Annotated in this window: 18 protein-coding genes and 1 other annotated feature; all 18 genes read left to right on the top strand. The window is 39.4% G+C overall.

The features are described from left to right. The first annotated feature begins 3 nt into the window (after positions 1 to 3). The 18 genes from GM661_RS15815 to fusA all read left to right on the top strand — a co-directional run bounded on the left by GM661_RS15815 (position 4) and on the right by fusA (position 18,478). A complete protein-coding gene (locus GM661_RS15815; RefSeq protein WP_230867685.1) occupies positions 4 to 393 on the top strand; it encodes a Mini-ribonuclease 3 in 390 nt (129 codons plus the stop codon). Positions 394 to 695: 302 nt separating this feature from the next. Further along, entirely contained in the window at positions 696 to 1,520 is an 825-nt protein-coding gene (locus tag GM661_RS15810; RefSeq protein WP_230867684.1) for an FAD-dependent thymidylate synthase, read from the top strand. An 86-nt stretch (positions 1,521 to 1,606) separates the two neighbouring features. Beyond that, positions 1,607 to 2,335, top strand: a complete 729-nt coding sequence (rlmB, locus tag GM661_RS15805; protein ID WP_230867683.1) for a 23S rRNA (guanosine(2251)-2'-O)-methyltransferase RlmB — start codon at positions 1,607 to 1,609, stop codon at positions 2,333 to 2,335. Positions 2,336 to 2,406: 71 nt separating this feature from the next. After that, positions 2,407 to 3,054 (top strand): RNA polymerase sporulation sigma factor SigH, encoded by a 648-nt coding sequence (sigH, locus tag GM661_RS15800; RefSeq protein WP_125991746.1) that lies wholly within the window; start codon positions 2,407 to 2,409, stop codon positions 3,052 to 3,054. A gap of 115 nt (positions 3,055 to 3,169) precedes the next feature. Then, positions 3,170 to 4,363, top strand: a complete 1,194-nt coding sequence (gene tuf / locus GM661_RS15795) for an elongation factor Tu (RefSeq protein ID WP_230867677.1) — start codon at positions 3,170 to 3,172, stop codon at positions 4,361 to 4,363. Between the two features lie 161 nt (positions 4,364 to 4,524). Further along, positions 4,525 to 4,674: a 50S ribosomal protein L33 gene (rpmG, locus tag GM661_RS15790; RefSeq protein ID WP_125991744.1), complete on the top strand. Its 150-nt coding sequence runs from the start codon at positions 4,525 to 4,527 to the stop codon at positions 4,672 to 4,674. A gap of 94 nt (positions 4,675 to 4,768) precedes the next feature. Beyond that, a complete protein-coding gene (secE, locus tag GM661_RS15785; RefSeq protein WP_230867682.1) occupies positions 4,769 to 4,969 on the top strand; it encodes a preprotein translocase subunit SecE in 201 nt (66 codons plus the stop codon). A gap of 42 nt (positions 4,970 to 5,011) precedes the next feature. Continuing rightward, on the top strand, positions 5,012 to 5,539 hold the full coding sequence (gene nusG, locus GM661_RS15780) for a transcription termination/antitermination protein NusG (RefSeq protein ID WP_125991740.1): 528 nt from the start codon (positions 5,012 to 5,014) through the stop codon (positions 5,537 to 5,539). Positions 5,540 to 5,566: 27 nt separating this feature from the next. Next, a complete protein-coding gene (rplK, locus tag GM661_RS15775; protein WP_230867681.1) occupies positions 5,567 to 5,989 on the top strand; it encodes a 50S ribosomal protein L11 in 423 nt (140 codons plus the stop codon). A 63-nt stretch (positions 5,990 to 6,052) separates the two neighbouring features. Beyond that, positions 6,053 to 6,760, top strand: coding sequence for a 50S ribosomal protein L1 (gene rplA, locus GM661_RS15770; RefSeq protein WP_125991737.1), 708 nt, complete (start codon positions 6,053 to 6,055; stop codon positions 6,758 to 6,760). Positions 6,761 to 6,804: 44 nt separating this feature from the next. Next, positions 6,805 to 6,936: a sequence feature (ribosomal protein L10 leader region), on the top strand. Positions 6,937 to 6,959: 23 nt separating this feature from the next. Continuing rightward, positions 6,960 to 7,475 carry a 50S ribosomal protein L10 gene (rplJ, locus tag GM661_RS15765; protein WP_125991735.1) on the top strand — a complete coding sequence of 172 codons (516 nt, stop codon included), beginning with the start codon at positions 6,960 to 6,962 and terminating at the stop codon, positions 7,473 to 7,475. A 23-nt stretch (positions 7,476 to 7,498) separates the two neighbouring features. Then, positions 7,499 to 7,870: a 50S ribosomal protein L7/L12 gene (gene rplL / locus GM661_RS15760; RefSeq protein WP_125991733.1), complete on the top strand. Its 372-nt coding sequence runs from the start codon at positions 7,499 to 7,501 to the stop codon at positions 7,868 to 7,870. A 431-nt stretch (positions 7,871 to 8,301) separates the two neighbouring features. Next, positions 8,302 to 11,556 carry a DNA-directed RNA polymerase subunit beta gene (gene rpoB, locus GM661_RS15755; protein WP_230867680.1) on the top strand — a complete coding sequence of 1,085 codons (3,255 nt, stop codon included), beginning with the start codon at positions 8,302 to 8,304 and terminating at the stop codon, positions 11,554 to 11,556. A gap of 24 nt (positions 11,557 to 11,580) precedes the next feature. Next, positions 11,581 to 15,063 (top strand): DNA-directed RNA polymerase subunit beta', encoded by a 3,483-nt coding sequence (gene rpoC, locus GM661_RS15750; protein WP_230867679.1) that lies wholly within the window; start codon positions 11,581 to 11,583, stop codon positions 15,061 to 15,063. A 176-nt stretch (positions 15,064 to 15,239) separates the two neighbouring features. After that, on the top strand, positions 15,240 to 15,488 hold the full coding sequence (locus GM661_RS15745; protein WP_125991727.1) for a ribosomal L7Ae/L30e/S12e/Gadd45 family protein: 249 nt from the start codon (positions 15,240 to 15,242) through the stop codon (positions 15,486 to 15,488). A gap of 18 nt (positions 15,489 to 15,506) precedes the next feature. Continuing rightward, positions 15,507 to 15,878, top strand: coding sequence for a 30S ribosomal protein S12 (gene rpsL, locus GM661_RS15740; protein ID WP_125991726.1), 372 nt, complete (start codon positions 15,507 to 15,509; stop codon positions 15,876 to 15,878). Positions 15,879 to 15,892: 14 nt separating this feature from the next. Continuing rightward, entirely contained in the window at positions 15,893 to 16,360 is a 468-nt protein-coding gene (gene rpsG, locus GM661_RS15735; protein WP_125991724.1) for a 30S ribosomal protein S7, read from the top strand. Positions 16,361 to 16,408: 48 nt separating this feature from the next. Further along, positions 16,409 to 18,478: an elongation factor G gene (gene fusA / locus GM661_RS15730; RefSeq protein ID WP_230867678.1), complete on the top strand. Its 2,070-nt coding sequence runs from the start codon at positions 16,409 to 16,411 to the stop codon at positions 18,476 to 18,478. The last annotated feature ends 13 nt before the right edge of the window (positions 18,479 to 18,491 follow it).

Genomic DNA, 18,491 nt, shown 5'->3' with positions numbered 1-18,491 from the left:
ATAATGGAAGAACAGGAAGCAAGGTTATTATCACCAGGTTTGTTAGCCTATATAGGTGATAGTATCTATGAGGTGATGGCCAGGGATTATCTATTGAAAAAGGGGTATCGTTCCTTAAATGAACTACATCAATATACTGTTAAGATAGTAAATGCTTCAGCCCAGGCTAAAGCACTCCGTAAATTGGAGGCTAGTCTGTCAAAAAAGGAGTTGTCAATCGTCCGTCGGGGTCGGAATTATAAGGGGGGTAATATACCGGCTAACTCATCAGTGATAGATTATAGAATGAGTACAGGGCTGGAGGCTTTATTTGGTTATCATTATTTGTCTGGTAATTATGAACGGCTTGATTTTATATGGGAGAAGATTGTTGAGGTGCTGTTTGAAGAATAGTTGTTAAGAACTTTCTTGGAAGTTATGTTATTTTAAGATTATGGATAACTTTAAAGACCGACAAATATATTTGTTTTCCTTGTCGTGTGCTGCGGTGTCCTACCTTTGCTTACTGTCGAAAAATTGTCTTCCGGCGTCCGTGCCTACAGCCAATTTCTAGAGTCGTCCAACAAATATATTTGTCTGGTTAATAATTTATTGATTAACTATGTGTAATAAATAGTCTGAGTTAAGAAAGCTGATGTATTTAATTATATTATAATATTACTTTATTAACAGTATTAAAAGGGGGTAAGAAGGGAATGAATAAGGCTTATGTTGGTGATGGTAAGGTTGAGTTGATTGCTGGTGGTGGTAAAGTATATACGGATATAGCGGCCAGGTTTGTTCGTTCGGAAAGAACACTTAAGGAGATTATTGCTTCTGATTACTCGAAAGAACTTGTAAAAAGGATAATTAATAGTGGTCATGAAGCAGCAGTAGAATTTGACTTTTTTATCTTTGGAATAGAAGGCTATGCCCGTGTTACTGAGGTTCAGTTAGTCAGGAAGAGACTGGCATCATATATGATCAAATCTGGTCGGGCAGAGAAGTCGGGTAGAAGGTCATTTGATATTGTTATACCAGATAATATTGAGGGTTTTACAGCAGAAAATTTATTACCAGTAAATTTATTCAAATTAAAAGACGGCTCAAAGCTGTCAGAATATTTACCGGCTGGGAATGATGAAGTAATCCTTGAGTATGGTTCCAAAGATATTTTTCAACTAGTAGAAGAGTGGTATAATACTGGTGTGGATCAGGGGCTCCCTGAAGAAGATTTAAGATATGTTAAACCTCAGGCCACTGAATTTAAGGCTTTAATTGGTATGAATGCCCATGCCTTACGGGACTGGTTCAGGATTCGCTGTTGTAAAAATGCCCAAAGGGAGATAAGAGACCTTGCCTTAAAGATGTTGAATTTATGTAAAGAAAGTGCCCCTGACTTATTTGCTGATGCGGGGCCTAATTGTGTTAGACTGGGGTACTGTCCTGAAAATGAATTACAGCATGAAGACTGTAGGGGGAAGATTATGACTAAAAATGAGGCACTCAAATTAATAAAGGAAAAAATGGCAGGTAATTAAATAATTCATTAAAAAACTTATAATATTGGTATAATAAGTATAATGTATTATGTATAAGATATTGACATTGAAGGCAGGTGATTGATTTGGCGAAAATAGAAGGTAGGAATCCTGTTATTGAAGCCTTAAAAGGGAACCGCAAATTGGACAGGATATTAATAAAAAACGATATTAGTGGTGATAAAATAGACTGGATTATTTCCCAGGCCCGCCGTCAGGGAGTTATAGTTGAGAGGGTTTCCAGGAATACACTTGATAAATTGGCTTTAAGCCATGCCCACCAGGGTGTGATTGCAATAGGTGAAACACTCACTCTAGTAAGTGTTGATGATATTTTAAAATATGCTTACCAGAGGGATGAACAGCCATTTATTATCATCCTGGATCAGATTCAGGACCCTCATAATTTTGGCTCTATTATCAGGACTTCTTATGCTGCTGGTGCACATGGTATTATTTTTCAGGAAAAGAGAGCAGTGGGAGTGACTCCGGTTGTTGCTAAGAGTTCTGCCGGGGCAATTGAACACATAAGACTGGCTGAAGTCACCAATATTAACCAGACAATAGACAGATTAAAAGAAGAGGGACTCTGGATAGCGGGGGCAGATATGCAAGGACAGCAGGCCCATTATCAGGCTGATTTGAAGGGGAAAATTGGCCTTGTTATAGGGAGTGAAGGACAGGGTCTAAGGCGTTTAACCAGGGAAAAATGTGATTTCTTGATAAAAATACCTATGCTGGGTGAACTAGGTTCACTGAATGCCTCTGTTGCAGCAGCGATAATAATCTATGAGATAGTTCGTCAGCGTGCTTGAAAAAGATATGGCTTGACTAAGTTAGTTTAAATAAGTATAATATTAATGTATAAGGTAAGGGGGGGGTCTTATTGCAGGGGAATATTCAGCAGGAAATCGAATATGAAGATTATTCCAAAATGAATGATGAAGAACTAATTGATCTAGTACAGGATGGAGATAGACTTGCAGAAGAGACTTTGATAAAGAGGTATAAAAACTTTGTCCTGGCTAAGTCGCGGTCATATTTTTTAGTAGGTGCTGACAGGGAAGATATAGTTCAGGAAGGTATGATTGGGTTATTTAAGGCTATACGTGATTATAAAGTTGAGAGGTTGGCTTCTTTTAGGGCTTTTGCTGAACTATGTATTACTAGACAGATTATCACAGCGATCAAAGCAGCTACTAGGCAGAAACACCAACCCTTAAATTCATATGTATCTTTAAATAGACCAATTTATGATGAAGAATCTGATCGAACCCTGTTAGATGTTTTAAAAGGTGGCAAATTAACTAATCCTGAGGAACTAATAATAAGTTATGAGACATATAATCTTATCGAAAACCAAATTTCAGAGATGTTAAGTCAGCTGGAATTAGATGTACTCCAGGAGTATCTGGAGGGAAAATCATATCAGTCTATAGCTGATGCTCTGGACAAGCATGTCAAATCGGTTGACAATGCACTGCAGAGGGTTAAAAGGAAATTAGAAATGTTTTTAGAAAAACATAATATTTAAAACACATGGAAATATCCACCTCTGTCAGGTGGTTAAATGGCTGTACATAATCCCTTGCAGTCAGATAGATATATCTTTAAGTTTTTTGGTACATTAAAATTAAGGAGTGAGATGAATGGCAAAGCAAAAGTTTGAAAGGACAAAACCACATGTAAATATCGGTACAATAGGTCATGTTGACCATGGTAAGACAACATTAACAGCAGCAATAACAACAGTACTGTCTAACTTTGGTGGAGCAGAGGTAAGGGCATTTGATACAATTGATAATGCACCAGAAGAAAGAGAAAGAGGAATCACCATAGCGACAGCACATGTTGAATATGAGACCGAAGCAAGGCATTATGCCCATGTTGACTGTCCAGGACATGCTGACTATGTAAAAAATATGATTACAGGTGCAGCCCAGATGGATGGAGCTATTCTGGTAGTATCTGCAGCAGATGGACCAATGCCCCAGACCAGAGAGCATATTCTGCTGGCTCGTCAGGTAGGAGTACCAAATATAGTAGTATTCTTAAACAAAGCAGATATGGTTGATGATGAAGAGTTAATAGAATTAGTAGAGATGGAAGTTAGAGAACTATTAAGTGAATATGACTTTCCAGGTGATGAGATACCAGTAGTAGTAGGTTCTGCCTTAAAGGCTCTGGAAAATGGAGACCCGGAAGGGGAATGGGGCTCCAAGATTATAGAGTTGATGAATGAGGTAGACAGCTATATTGAACAACCAGAAAGAGAAACAGACAAACCATTCCTGATGCCTGTTGAAGATGTCTTTAGTATAACTGGGCGTGGGACAGTAGCGACAGGTAGAGTGGAAAGAGGGGCCCTACATCCAGGAGATGAAGTAGAGGTAATAGGGATCAAAGATACAGAAAAGACAGTAGTGACAGGAGTAGAGATGTTCCGGAAACTGTTAGATGAAGCAGTAGCCGGGGATAATATAGGAGCCCTATTAAGGGGAGTAAAGAGGGAAGATATTGAACGGGGACAGGTATTAGCAGCCCCAGGAAGTATAACCCCGCATACAAAATTCAAGGCAGAGGTATATGTTTTATCAAAAGAAGAGGGAGGAAGGCACACCCCATTCTTTAATGGATACAGGCCACAGTTTTACTTCAGGACAACAGATGTTACTGGTATAATCACTCTACCAGAAGGAGTAGAAATGGTAATGCCTGGAGATAATATAGAGATGGTAGGTGAACTGATAACCCCGATTGCTATGGAAGAGGGTTTAAGGTTTGCTATCCGTGAAGGCGGCCATACAGTAGGTGCCGGTGTTGTAACCGATATTATTGAGTAAAACCTTTAAACTTATCAATTAAAGAGCTTGTTATAAATTTAAGCATGTGCTTTCTTCAGGCACATGCTTAAAAAATTATTGACATTGGGAAAATAATGTGATAAGTTAATTAAGGCTGAAGATATATTATAGGCCCATTTATATTGAGGGGGTGGCAGTAAATGAGAGATATAATTACCTTGGAATGTACTGAATGTAAAAACCGTAATTATACAACTACCAAAAACAAACAACAACATAGAGATCGTTTAGAGACCAAGAAGTATTGTAAGTTCTGTCAAGAACATACCCTTCATAGGGAGACCAAATAGTGTGAAATTGTATAGATCTTACAAAAAACGCAATAATAATAATAGTGCTGTTTTTTGTTTAGATAAATATATTTTTTTAATGGGGTGAAGTGTAATGGCTGAACTAGGTTTTTTTGGTAAAATAGCCAGATTTTTCCGCAATGTTAAAGCAGAACTTAAAAAAGTGAACTGGCCTAATCGCAGTGAATTGTCATCTAATACAGTAGTTGTTGTAGTTACTGTACTGGCTTTGATTGCCTTTATTGGGGTCGTTGATTTGATTTTAACTAAATCTATAACCCCGTTTATTATGTAACTAGGGAGGTGGGGATTCTACAGACTGTAGGGTCCTTATATTATGGCAGAAAAGAATTGGTACGTGGTTCATACTTATTCAGGTCATGAGAATAAGGTAAAGACCAACCTGGAAAAGAGAATAGAGACGACTGGTATGGAGGATAGGATTTTTAGAATCCTGGTGCCGACTGAAGAAAAAACAGAACGCAAAAAAGGGAAAGAAAAGGTGGTTAACAAGAAAATCTTTCCGGGGTATGTACTGGTAGAGATGATAATGAGTGATGATTCATGGTATGTTGTAAGAAATACTCCCGGGGTTACTGGGTTTGTAAGTAGTGGGACTAAACCACTGCCATTACAACCGGAGGAAGCAAGCCGTATCCTTAAAGGTATGGGTATGGGTGATAAGAGAATCGCCTCTGAATTTAATGAGGGTGATAGAGTAAAGGTAATAGATGGTCCCTTTGAAGAATTTATTGGTATAGTCCAGGAGGTTCACCCTCAACAGGGAAAAGCTAAGGTGTTGGTTTCTATGTTTGGTAGGGAAACCCCTCTTGAATTAGAATTCTCGCAGATGGAAAAATCATAATAGATAGCTGATGAAAGGAGGAGGAAAATGGCCAAGAAGGTTATAGGACAAATCAAATTGCAGATCCCGGCAGGCAAAGCAAATCCTGCTCCACCAGTTGGACCTGCTTTAGGTCAACATGGTGTTAATATTATGGAGTTTTGTAAATCATTTAATGCAAAGACCTCGGATCAACCGGGGATGATTATACCTGTAGAGATTACAGTCTATGCAGACAGATCATTTAGTTTTATTACCAAAACACCACCAGCTGCTGTTTTAATTAAAAAGGCAGCAGGTATTGACAGTGCATCTGGTCGTCCAAATACAGACAAGGTTGCTACTATTTCCAAAGATGATGTCAAGGAGATTGCCGAACTTAAGATGCCAGACCTTAATGCTGGTAGTATTGAAGCAGCCATGAGTATGGTTGAGGGCACAGCCAGGAGTATGGGTATTTTAGTAAAATAAAATTTAAAATTAAGTGGGAGGATTTATAATCTAATCCGTTTAACCACAAGGAGGCGTTAGAGTATGCCAAAACATAGTAAGAGGTTTAAAGAAACACTAGAAAAAATTGATATAGAGAAACTATATGATGCCAAAACAGCGCTGGGACTTGTTAAAGAAGTTTCCTCAGCTAAATTTGATGAAACAGTCGAGGTTGCTGTCAGGTTGGGTGTTGATCCAAAACATGCTGACCAGAACATCAGGGGTACTGTAGTTTTGCCAAATGGTACAGGTAAAGAAGTAAAGGTTATAGTATTTGCTAAAGGTGAAAAGGTTAAAGAAGCCGAGGAAGCCGGTGCTGATGAAGTGGGTGCTGAAGAGTTGGCCGAGAAGATTGAAGGCGGCTGGCTTGATTTTGATGTTGCGGTTGCTACACCTGATATGATGAGTATTGTTGGTAAACTTGGCCGTGTATTGGGACCACAGGGATTAATGCCAAATCCTAAAGCCGGCACAGTAACTTTTGATATTGCCAAGGCTGTTAAGGAAATCAAGGCTGGTAAGATAGAATACCGTGTTGATAAAACCGGAATAGTACATCTTCCAGTTGGTAAAGTGTCTTTTTCTGAAGATGAATTACTTGAAAATTTTAAGGTTATTATGGATGCCTTAGTGAGGGAAAGACCATCTGCTGCTAAAGGGAAATATTTAAAGAGTGTTGTACTTTCTTCCACCATGGGACCTGGAATCAGAGCGAACACCTCTGATATAATGACCCTTATCGGTAGATAAAATAAAATTGACATTTTTTATACAACTATGGTATTATGAATTAGCAAAATAAAATATGTTGACCATAGACAGTAGGTGTCATAATGACTTAATTTCCTACCGAGGTTATGTTGTAATATATCTGTTTAGATATGATTGCTCCTGCCTGTCTATGGGTGGGTTTTTTTATTGTCTAAGTGGTTTCAAGGGGGTGAATATTTTGGCAAGGCCTGAAAAAGAGGCTTTTGTAGAAGAGCTTATTGAGAAAATGACTTCGGCAAAGTCGATGGTAGTAACTGATTATAAAGGACTTGATGTAGCAGCAATAACTGAGCTGCGTAAGCAACTCAGGGAAGCGGGTGTTGAGTACAAAGTAGTAAAAAATACGCTGGCAAGAATAGCTGCTCAGAAGGCAGAGCTTGAAGATATTAATGAGTATTTTACTGGACCAACAGCAGTTGCTTTTGGGTTGGAAGATGCCGTATCACCGGCAAAGGTATTAGTTGATTTTGCTAAGGAGAATGAGGAATTAGAGATTAAAGGTGGTTCACTTAATGGGCAAATTATTAGTCTGGATAAGGTTAAATCTCTAGCAGAAATACCGCCTCGTGAACAACTCCTGGCACTGCTGCTGGCAGGCATGAAATCGCCGATTACAGGATTGGTTAATGTATTACAGGGTAATCTACGTGGACTGGTTCAGGTATTGAACCAAATTAAAGAGCAAAAGGCTTAAAAAATTTTAGGGGGTTATTTATTATGAATAAAGAAGATTTAATTAAAGCAATTGAGGAAATGAGTGTTTTAGAATTAGCAGAACTTGTTGAGGAATTAGAGGAAAAATTTGGTGTTAGCGCAGCTGCACCTGTAGCTATGGCAGCTGCACCTGGTGCTGGTGGTGCTGGTCAGGAAGAAGAAAAGACAGAATTTGATGTCTTCCTTGCTGAAGTAGGCGGCAAGAAGATTAATGTAATTAAAGCAGTTCGTGAAATTACTGGTTTAGGTCTTAAAGATGCTAAAGCTGTAGTTGATGATGCACCTCAAAATGTTAAAGCGGGTGTCAGTAAAGATGAGGCTGAAGAAATGAAGGCTAAACTTGAAGAAGCAGGTGCTACTGTAGAATTAAAATAGTTTCATTTAATAAAATACTTTTTTGAAAACCAAAAAGCATTCTGGTTCTGGAATCAGGATGCTTTTTTATATCTTAAGATCAGGAGAGGTAAAAATTATCTTGACAAGCAGATTTAATTATGATAACATTATTAATTGTCGATACATAGGTTGATAAAATGGTTGTTTTATGCTTAGAGCTTAAATGCCTGGGGTTTTATTGGAAAAATAGTGCATAATAAAATAGATTAGCAATTATGTTTATAAATCTTATCTCAATAATAAATGTATATATATAATCTCTTAGGTTTATACTATAAATATAGATTTTTTTTGTAATTTTAATTAACAAGTTAATATTAAGACTTGATTCCTTATAGATGTTTAACCAGCGGGCTTTATAAACCTGCTTTAAATAATATTATAAGAAGAGTTTTCCTGGGGGTGCAAAAATGGCAAATGTTTTAAAGAGGAAGAGATATAGTTTTGCCAAAATCAAAGATGCACAGGTTGTGCCTGATTTAATAAGGACACAACTTAATTCGTATGAATGGTTTCTGGAACAGGGATTAAAAGAGGTCTTTAATGAAATAACACCAATTGAAGATTTTTCGGAAAATTTAATCCTGGAATTTGTAGATTATTATCTGGATGAACCGGATTATCAGATTGATGAATGCCGTGACAGGGATGCTACCTATTCGGCTCCCTTACAGGTAAAAGTAAGACTAATTAATAAGGAGACAGGTGAGGTAAAAGAGCAGGAAGTCTTTATGGGGGACTTCCCTTTAATGACTGATAAGGGGACATTTATAATTAATGGAGCAGAAAGGGTTGTTGTCAACCAGTTGATCCGTTCTTCAGGTGTTTATTTTGATGAAGAAAGGACAAAGGATGGTCGCCGGCTTATTTCTGCTAACCTTATTCCTAACAGGGGTGCCTGGATAGAATTTGAATATGATAAAAAGAGAATTGTTTCAGTGAGGGTAGATAGAACAAGAAAGATGCCTTCTACTGTCTTATTTAGGGCCCTTGGTTATGGTAGTGATGCAGAATTACTTGATATTTTTGATAATTATGAGGTTATTCAGGATACTATTGAAAGGGATAATACTGATTCAGAAGATGAGGCCTTAATTGAATTATATAAAAGGCTTAGACCTGGTGAACCGCCGACAGTAGAGAGTTCGAAGAATCTAATAAACTCCCTTTTCTTTGACCCTAAACGGTATGATATGGCTGCAGTTGGTAGATACAAACTAAATAAAAAACTCAAGTTGGATATTGATCCTGCCAGGAGATGCCTTGATAAGAGAGATATCGTGGAAACAGTTAGATATCTTCTTAAGTTAATTGATAATCACCCGGAATTTAATATAGATGATATTGATCACTTGGGTAATAGAAGGTTAAAGACGGTTGGGGAATTATTGCAAAACCAGTTTAGAATTGGTTTATCAAGAATGGAGAGGGTAGTAAAAGAGAGGATGACAATTCAGGATATAGATGTTGTTACACCTCAAGCCTTGATAAATACCCGTCCAGTTGTTGCTTCTATTCAGGAGTTCTTTGGTAGTAGTCAGTTATCACAATTTATGGACCAAACCAATCCACTTTCTGAACTGACACATAAGCGTCGTTTGAGTGCACTTGGTCCTGGAGGTTTAAGTAGGGACAGGGCTGGCTTTGAAGTCAGGGATGTTCACCATTCTCATTATGGTAGGATCTGTCCTATTGAGACACCTGAAGGACCAAACATTGGGCTGATTGGTTCTATGGGGTCATATGCCCGTACAAATGAATTTGGGTTTTTAGAGACTCCTTACCGCAGAGTTATTGATGGGAAAGCAACCGATGAGATTGAGTATTTAACAGCTGATGAAGAAGATAATTATACTGTTGCCCAGGCCAATGAACCTATAGATGAGGATGGTAACTTTAAACATGAGTTTGTTCTGGCCAGACGCAGGGGCGAGATATTAGAAGCATTACCCAAAAATGTCGATTATATGGATGTCTCACCAAAACAACTTGTTGGTGTATCCGCTGCCTTAATACCCTTTCTGGAAAATGATGATGCTAATAGGGCCTTAATGGGTGCTAATATGCAGAGACAGGCTGTTCCCTTATTAATTCCTGATGCACCTATTGTGGGTACGGGAATGGAATATAAGAGTGCTAAAGATTCTGGTGCCGTTATTGTTGCTAAAAACTCTGGAACCGTTGTTAAGGTATCAGGTGATAAGGTTTTGATCAAAACAGATGAGGGTAATGTTGATAGTTACAAATTGCTTAAGTTTAAACGTTCTAATCAGGGTAGTTGTGTCAATCAACGCCCTATTGTCCGTAAGGGGGATGTGGTAGAAGCCGGTGATATTATTGCTGATGGACCCTCAACTAATAAAGGAGAGCTTGCTTTAGGCCGTAATACATTAATCGCTTTTATGCCCTGGGAAGGTTATAATTACGAGGACGCTATTTTGATCAGTGAAAGACTTGTTAAAGAAGATGCTTTTACCTCTGTCCATATTGAGGAACATGAAGCTGAAGCCCGGGATACTAAACTGGGTCCGGAGGAAATAACCAGGGATATCCCTAATGTAGGGGAATCAGCCCTTAAGAATCTTGACGAAAGGGGTATTATCCGTGTTGGAGCAGAGGTAAAAGAGGGCGATATACTGGTTGGCAAGGTCACACCAAAGGGTGAGACAGAGTTGTCTGCTGAAGAAAGATTACTCAGGGCTATTTTTGGTGAAAAGGCCAGAGAGGTCCGGGATACTTCTTTGAAGGTGCCCCATGGTGAAGAAGGTATTGTAGTTGATGTTAAAGTCTTTTCCCGCGAAAATGGTGATGAATTAAAACCAGGTGTAAATAGACTTGTACGGGTTTATATTGCTACTAAACGGAAAATTTCTGTTGGTGATAAAATGGCAGGTCGTCACGGGAATAAGGGTGTTATCTCCAGGATACTACCTGAAGAAGATATGCCGTTCATGCCCAATGGAGAACCTGTTGAGATAGTTCTTAACCCACTTGGTGTTCCCTCCAGAATGAATATTGGTCAGGTGCTGGAGACCCATTTAGGAATGGCGGCCAAGGCACTTGGTTTATATATTGAAACACCAGTCTTTAATGGTGCCCGTGAAGATGAGGTGGAGGATAAACTGGAGGAAGCTGGTCTCAGCCGTGATGGTAAAACGGTTCTTTACGATGGGCGAACTGGTGAGCCTTTTGATAAAAGAGTAACTGTTGGTTATATGTATATCCTTAAACTACATCACCTGGTTGATGATAAAATACATGCCCGTTCAACAGGACCGTATTCACTTGTTACCCAGCAGCCGCTTGGTGGTAAAGCCCAGTTTGGTGGTCAGCGTTTTGGTGAAATGGAGGTGTGGGCACTGGAGGCCTATGGTGCTGCCTATACCTTGCAGGAGATGTTAACAGTCAAGTCTGATGATGTTGTCGGTAGGGTGAAGACATATGAGGCTATTGTTAAAGGTGAAAATGTGCCTGAACCCGGTATACCAGAATCCTTCAAGGTTTTAATAAAAGAAATGCAGAGTCTGGGGTTAGATGCCAAGATATATACTGAGGATGAAGAGGAATTACAGATAGCTGAGGAAGATGATGATTTTAATGATACAGCTAAAAAGCTTGGTTTAGATATGGATTTAACTAATGACTCTGATGAGGAAGAAGAATAAATTATAGAAAGGGGAGAATGACCCTTGTTCAACGTTAATAATTTTGATTCAATGAAAATTAGTGTTGCCTCTCCAGAACAGATTCGCGACTGGTCAAGGGGGGAAGTTAAAAAACCCGAAACTATAAATTATAGAACATTAAAACCGGAAAAGGATGGGCTTTTCTGTGAAAAGATATTCGGCCCGACCAAGGATTATGAGTGTCATTGTGGTAAATATAAAAGGGTGAGGTATAAAGGAGTTGTCTGTGACCGCTGTGGTGTAGAAGTAACCCGTTCCAAGGTCCGCCGTGAACGCATGGGTCATATTGAATTAGCGGCTCCGTGTACCCATATATGGTATTTTAAAGGCATTCCTAGTCGCTTGGGTTTAATACTTGACATGTCACCAAGGGCATTGGAAAAGGTTATTTATTTTGTCTCCTATATTGTAATAGACCCAGGGGAAACCCCATTAAGTGAGAAACAGTTACTAAATGAGAGTGAATATAGAGAGGCATACAGTAAATATGGTAATAGTTTCAAAGCTGAGATGGGGGCAGAAGCAGTACGGAAATTACTTACTAAAATAGATATAAATAATGAGGTTAAGATGCTTAAAAAGGAGGTTAAGGAATCAACTGGGCAGCGCCGCAAAAGGGCCATCAGGAGATTAGAGGTTCTTGATGGGTTAAATAATTCATCAATTTATCCCTCTTGGTTGGTCTTAAATGTTATCCCGGTAATTCCCCCTGACCTTAGACCTATGGTCCAGCTTGATGGGGGTAGGTTTGCAACCTCTGATTTGAATGACTTATACAGGCGTGTTATTAACCGTAATAATAGATTGAAGAGATTACTTGATCTGGGAGCACCTGAAATTATTATTAGAAATGAAAAGAGAATGCTGCAGGAAGCAGTTGATGCCTTGATTGATAATGGTAGGAGGGGTAGACCGGTTACAGGTGCCGGGAACCGTCCGCTCAAATCACTAAGTGATATGTTGAAAGGTAAACAGGGCCGTTTCCGTCAGAACCTGCTCGGTAAAAGGGTAGATTATTCAGGGAGATCTGTTATTGTAGTAGGACCGGATTTGCAACTCCATCAGTGTGGTCTACCTAAAAAGATGGCTTTAGAGCTTTTTAAACCATTTGTCATGAAAGGCCTGGTTGATAAAGGCTTAGCACATAATATAAAGAATGCCAAGCGGATGGTTGAGAATGTAAATGATGAGGTGTGGGGTGTACTGGAAGAGGTTATTCAGGACCATCCTGTCTTACTGAACAGGGCTCCTACTTTACATAGACTCGGCATTCAAGCCTTTGAGCCGATACTGGTTGAAGGTAAGGCCATTAAACTACATCCCCTGGTCTGTACTGCCTATAACGCTGATTTTGATGGTGATCAGATGGCGGTTCATGTTCCTTTATCTGCTGAAGCCCAGACAGAGGCCAGGTTATTAATGTTATCAACTACCAATCTATTGACACCATCTGATGGACATCCAATCACAGTCCCTACCCAGGATATGGTTCTGGGTATATATTACCTGACAACTGTTACAGAGGGAGCAGTTGGGGAAGGTAAAGAGTTTTCCTCTGCCTCCGAGGCGATTAAGGCCTATGATACAGGTAAGGTTAATCTACAGGCCAATGTTAAGGTTAGGTTAGATGGGAAAATAATCGAGACGTCAATCGGTCGGGTTATTTTTAATGAGGCCCTACCGGCAGAAATGGAATATATAAATGAACAGATTGGTAAAAGTGGACTTGGCGAGATGATCTCTGACCTGCAGGAGAGGTTTGGAAATACCAAAACAGCCCGTGCTCTGGATAATATTAAGGCCTTAGGCTATGATTTTGCTACTCGTTCAGGGATATCGATTGCTGTAAGTGATGCTGCTATCCCTGCCAGTAAAGAAGATATATTAAATAGGGCTGAAGAAGAGGTTCATAATATAGAGCAGCACTACCGCAGAGGGGCTATTACTGATAATGAAAGATACCAAAAAGTAGTAGACATCTGGAATAAGGCTAAAGATGATGTGACAAATGCTTTAATTGCTCATCTAGAAAAAGACAATAATATTTCTGTCATGGCTGATTCTGGTGCCCGTGGTAATAGATCGCAGATATCACAGCTGGCTGGTATGCGTGGGTTAATGGCAGATCCTTCAGGTCGGATACTTGATGTTCCTATTCGCTCAAGTTTCCGGGAAGGATTAAATGTTATGGAGTTTTTCATATCAACCCATGGTGCCAGAAAGGGTCTGGCTGATACAGCTATCAGGACAGCTGATTCCGGTTATTTAACCAGACGTCTGGTTGATGTTTCGCAGGATGTGATTATCAGGGAAGATGACTGTGGAACAGAGCAGAGCACTTTGGTAGAGTCTATTGGCGGCAAGGGTAAAGAGGCTATTGAGACCCTGGCTGAAAGATGTATTGGTAGAACTGCCGCTGAAGATATTATTCATCCCATAACAGGAGAGTTTATTGTAGAAAGAAATGAAGTAATTACACGTGACAGTATGAAAGAAATTGATCAGGCAGGTATTGAAGCAGTAAAAATCAGGTCTGTCTTAAACTGTGAAAGCAAACATGGGGTTTGCCGCAAGTGTTATGGTAGAAACCTGGCTACTGGTAAATTAGTTGATATTGGTGAATCAATTGGAATAATAGCAGCTCAGTCAATTGGTGAACCGGGGACACAGCTCACCATGCGTACCTTCCATACTGGAGGTGTTGCTGGGGATGATATCACCCAGGGTCTACCCAGGGTAGAAGAGTTGTTTGAAGGTAGGACACCTAAGGGTCAGGCGATTATTACTGAAAAAACTGGTTATGTTAAAATAATCAGTAAGAAAAATAGCCGCCGGATTGTTATTGAAGATGATGACGGTAAGAAAAAAACCTATCAGATTCCATATGGTTCTCAGATAAGCGTAAAAGATGGGCAGATGGTCTATGCAGGTGATAAATTGACTGAAGGGCCTATGGATCCTAGTGTTTTATTAAAGGTTAAAGGAGAGAGTGAGGTACAAAATTATCTCCTGGAAGAGGTTCAAAATGTTTACCGTTCACAGGGTGTTGAGATAAATGATAAACATATTGAGGTTATTATTAGACAGATGATGAGGAAGCTTAAGATTATTAAACCAGGGGATACAGATTTTCTGCCTGGAAGTCTGGTAAATAGGTATGAGGTAAGAGAAGTTAATCGTAAGATAGCTGAAAATGGTGGTCAGACCGCCACATATAAGTCGGAATTGCTTGGTATTACTAAGGCTTCACTGGCAACAGATAGTTTTCTATCTGCTGCTTCCTTCCAGGAAACAACAAGGGTCTTAACAGAAGCCTCGCTGGAAGGTAAGGTTGATTCATTAATGGGATTAAAGGAAAATGTTATTATTGGGCAGTTAATACCGGCAGGTACTGGTATGAGGCGTTACCGTTCTATTGATATGCTTGATGAGAATGAGCTGCCTATGGAAAATTTAATAGATGAGATTGTTGAAGAAGCAGAGTGATAGTAGTTTAAGTATTGCTATTCATAGAGGCGGGGGGTAAAAACCCCCCGTATAGTATGTTTGATATTTTAATTAGTATTAATACTAATTAAATAAATTTTTGTTGACATAGACTGGTAAAGGTGTTAAAATACTTAAGTGTGTGTTAGTAAAAGATGTCTTCAGGAGGAGATGTAATGGTACTGACAGAGCTGGCCAAACAGAAGAATAAAGTTGTTGGTACAAAGCAGACATTACATGTCATTAATAATGGTAAAGCAGCTAAAATATTTATTGCTGAAGATATTGATAAACATATAAAGACTAAACTTATAGAGGCAAGTAGAAAGAATAATTTATCAGTAGAAAAGGTTGAGAGCAAGTTAAAACTGGGCAGGGCTTGTGGTATAGATGTTTCAGCTGCTTGTGCTGCATTATTGAAATAACTGGAAGGAGGTGTGCTTATGCCAACAATTAGTCAATTAGTCCGTAAGGGTCGTAAAAAGGTTAGTAAGAAAAAATCTGCACCTGCTTTACAGAATTCACCGCAGAAGAGAGGGGTCTGTACCAGGGTTTATACGGCAACCCCTAAAAAACCTAACTCAGCCCTTAGAAAGGTAGCCCGTGTAAGATTAACTAACGGGATTGAAGTTACTGCATATATCCCTGGGATTGGACATAATTTACAGGAACACTCTGTTGTTCTTGTACGCGGCGGAAGGGTTAAAGACTTGCCTGGTGTAAGGTATCATATTGTTAGAGGTGCCCTTGATACTGCCGGTGTTGATGACCGCAAACAGGGAAGATCTAAATATGGAGTAAAGAGACCTAAGTAAAGGAGGGAAGCTAGATGCGCAAAAATAGAGCTGAAAAGAGAGAGGTATTAGCTGATCCTGTATATAATGATATAATTGTCACCCGAATGATTAATAAAATTATGCTGGACGGCAAAAAGAGTATTGCCGAAAGTGTATTTTATGACGCCATTGATCAGATTAAAGAAAATACTGATGAAGAGGGTATTGAGGTTTTAAAAAAGGGATTAGAAAATATTATGCCAGTTTTAGAGGTTAAATCAAGGCGTGTTGGTGGTTCTAACTACCAGGTGCCTGTTGAGGTAAATGACCGCAGGCGTTTAAGTCTTGCTATCCGCTGGTTAACTGAATCTGCCCGTAACAGGGGAGAGCGTACCATGACTGAAAGGTTTGCCAATGAGATAATAGATGCAGCTAATAATACTGGTGGTGCTGTTAAGAAAAAAGAAGAAGTACACCGCATGGCTGAAGCTAATAAGGCATTTGCTCATTATAGATGGTAGTATTAGATATATATAAGATTATAACTATAAGAAGGGAGGGGGAAATAGATGGCCCGTCAATTTCCGCTTAATAAAACTCGTAATATTGGTATTATGGCTCATATAGATGCTGGGAAAACTACAACCACTGAGAGGATCCTTTATTATACAGGAAGGGTCCATAAGATGGGAGAAGTTCATGATGGAGCCGCTGTAATGGACTGGATGGAGCAAGAACAGGAGCGGGGCATAACTATTACCTCAGCAGCGACTACCTGTCAATGGAAGGAAAATCGTATAAATATTATAGATACGCCCGGACACGTGGACTTTACTGTAGAGGTTGAGAGGTCACTCCGTGTTCTTGATGGTGCTATTGCATTATTTTGTTCTGTAGGTGGTGTTGAACCCCAGTCGGAGACTGTCTGGCGGCAGGCTGATAAATATAAAGTCCCCAGAATTGCTTTTGTAAATAAAATGGATAGAATGGGTGCTGATTTTTACCAGGTCTTAGATATGATGAAAGAGAGATTAGGTGCTAATGCAGTACCATTTCAACTCCCTATTGGTAAGGAAGATGATTTTAGAGGTGTTATCGATCTTGTTAATATGGATGCAGTCATATATGAAGATGATCTTGGTGTAAACTATGAAAGGACAGCTATCCCTGAGGAATACCAGGAAAAGGCTGAAAAATACAGAGAAAACCTAATAGAATCCCTGGCAGAAAAAAATGATGAATTGATGATGAAATATCTTGAAGGTGAAGAGATTAAGGCTGAAGACCTGAAGGATATTATCAGGGAAGAGGTTATTAATGTTAGTTTGATTCCTGTTTATTGTGGCTCTGCTTTTAAAAATAAGGGTGTTCAATTATTACTTGATTCTATTATTGACTATTTACCTTCACCACTGGATGTACCTCCAGTTGAAGGAATAGACCCCAATAGTGAAGAGGAAGCAGTCAGGAAAGCCAGTGATGATGAACCTTTTTCTGCCCTGGCCTTTAAAATTATGGCAGACCCTTATGTAGGAAAACTGGCCTTTTTCAGGTCATATTCAGGTGTACTTGAGGCTGGTTCATATGTTTTTAACTCAACCAAAGGTAAGAGAGAGAGGGTTGGACGTATTTTGCAGATGCATGCTAATCACCGTGAAGAAAGAGATTCTGTTCATGCTGGTGACCTGGCTGCAGCTGTAGGTTTAAAAAACACTACTACTGGGGATACACTTTGTGATGAAGATAATCCCATTATATTAGAGGCAATGGAATTCCCTGAACCAGTTATTGATGTAGCTATTGAACCGAAGAGTAAAGCTGACCAGGATAAACTTGGTATGGCATTACAGCGTCTGGCTGAAGAGGATCCTACTTTCAAAGTTAAGACTGATGAAGAAACTGGTCAGACTATTATTAAGGGGATGGGTGAATTACACCTGGAGATAATAGTTGACCGTCTATTAAGGGAATTTAAAGTTGATGCCAATATTGGTAAACCACAGGTTGCTTATCGTGAGACAATATCTAAAAAGGTAAATGGTGTCCATGGTAAATTTGTTCGTCAGTCTGGTGGTCGGGGGCAATATGGTCATGTAGTTATTGACATTGAACCACTCGGTGAAGGTGGAGGCTTTGAATTTGAAAATAATATTGTTGGTGGTTCGATTCCACGGGAATACATTCCTGCTGTTGAGTCTGGTATCATAGAAGCCATGGAAAATGGTGTTCTAGCTGGTTATCCAATGGTTGACCTGAAGGTTAGCTTAAATGATGGTAGTTATCATGAGGTTGATTCTTCAGAAATGGCCTTTAAAATTGCTGGTTCAATAGGATTTAAAGAGGCAGCTAAAAAGGCTAGACCTGTGATTCTAGAGCCTGTTATGAAGGTTGAGGTTGTTGTTCCAGAAGAATACATGGGTGATGTTATTGGTGACCTTAATGGACGCCGTGGACAGGTACAGGGTATGGAGCCGAGGGCAACAGCCCAGGTTGTAAAGTCATTTGTACCCTTATCTGAGATGTTTGGATATGCAACAGATCTGCGTTCTAAAACACAGGGGCGTGCTACCTATACAATGCAGTTCTCTCATTATGAACCTGCACCTAAGAGTATTGCAGAAGAAATTATGGGAGACTAATCAATAAATCTGA

Source organism: Iocasia fonsfrigidae, assembly GCF_017751145.1.
Lineage (GTDB): Bacteria > Bacillota > Halanaerobiia > Halanaerobiales > DTU029 > Iocasia > Iocasia fonsfrigidae.
The sequence above is the reverse complement of the archived record's forward strand: the minus strand, read 5'-3'. Positions and strand labels throughout refer to the sequence as shown.

What these genes read in the sequence shown, in the direction of transcription:
- secE (WP_230867682.1), top strand. Translation starts at nt 4,769, where the DNA reads ATGGCTGAACTAGGTTTTTTTGGTAAAATAGCCAGATTTTTCCGCAAT.
- rpoB (WP_230867680.1), top strand. Translation starts at nt 8,302, where the DNA reads ATGGCAAATGTTTTAAAGAGGAAGAGATATAGTTTTGCCAAAATCAAA.
- rplA (WP_125991737.1), top strand. Translation starts at nt 6,053, where the DNA reads ATGCCAAAACATAGTAAGAGGTTTAAAGAAACACTAGAAAAAATTGAT.
- fusA (WP_230867678.1), top strand. Translation starts at nt 16,409, where the DNA reads ATGGCCCGTCAATTTCCGCTTAATAAAACTCGTAATATTGGTATTATG.
- tuf (WP_230867677.1), top strand. Translation starts at nt 3,170, where the DNA reads ATGGCAAAGCAAAAGTTTGAAAGGACAAAACCACATGTAAATATCGGT.
- rplK (WP_230867681.1), top strand. Translation starts at nt 5,567, where the DNA reads ATGGCCAAGAAGGTTATAGGACAAATCAAATTGCAGATCCCGGCAGGC.
- nusG (WP_125991740.1), top strand. Translation starts at nt 5,012, where the DNA reads ATGGCAGAAAAGAATTGGTACGTGGTTCATACTTATTCAGGTCATGAG.
- rpmG (WP_125991744.1), top strand. Translation starts at nt 4,525, where the DNA reads ATGAGAGATATAATTACCTTGGAATGTACTGAATGTAAAAACCGTAAT.
- rpsL (WP_125991726.1), top strand. Translation starts at nt 15,507, where the DNA reads ATGCCAACAATTAGTCAATTAGTCCGTAAGGGTCGTAAAAAGGTTAGT.
- GM661_RS15745 (WP_125991727.1), top strand. Translation starts at nt 15,240, where the DNA reads ATGGTACTGACAGAGCTGGCCAAACAGAAGAATAAAGTTGTTGGTACA.
- GM661_RS15815 (WP_230867685.1), top strand. Translation starts at nt 4, where the DNA reads ATGGAAGAACAGGAAGCAAGGTTATTATCACCAGGTTTGTTAGCCTAT.
- rpsG (WP_125991724.1), top strand. Translation starts at nt 15,893, where the DNA reads ATGCGCAAAAATAGAGCTGAAAAGAGAGAGGTATTAGCTGATCCTGTA.
- GM661_RS15810 (WP_230867684.1), top strand. Translation starts at nt 696, where the DNA reads ATGAATAAGGCTTATGTTGGTGATGGTAAGGTTGAGTTGATTGCTGGT.
- rplL (WP_125991733.1), top strand. Translation starts at nt 7,499, where the DNA reads ATGAATAAAGAAGATTTAATTAAAGCAATTGAGGAAATGAGTGTTTTA.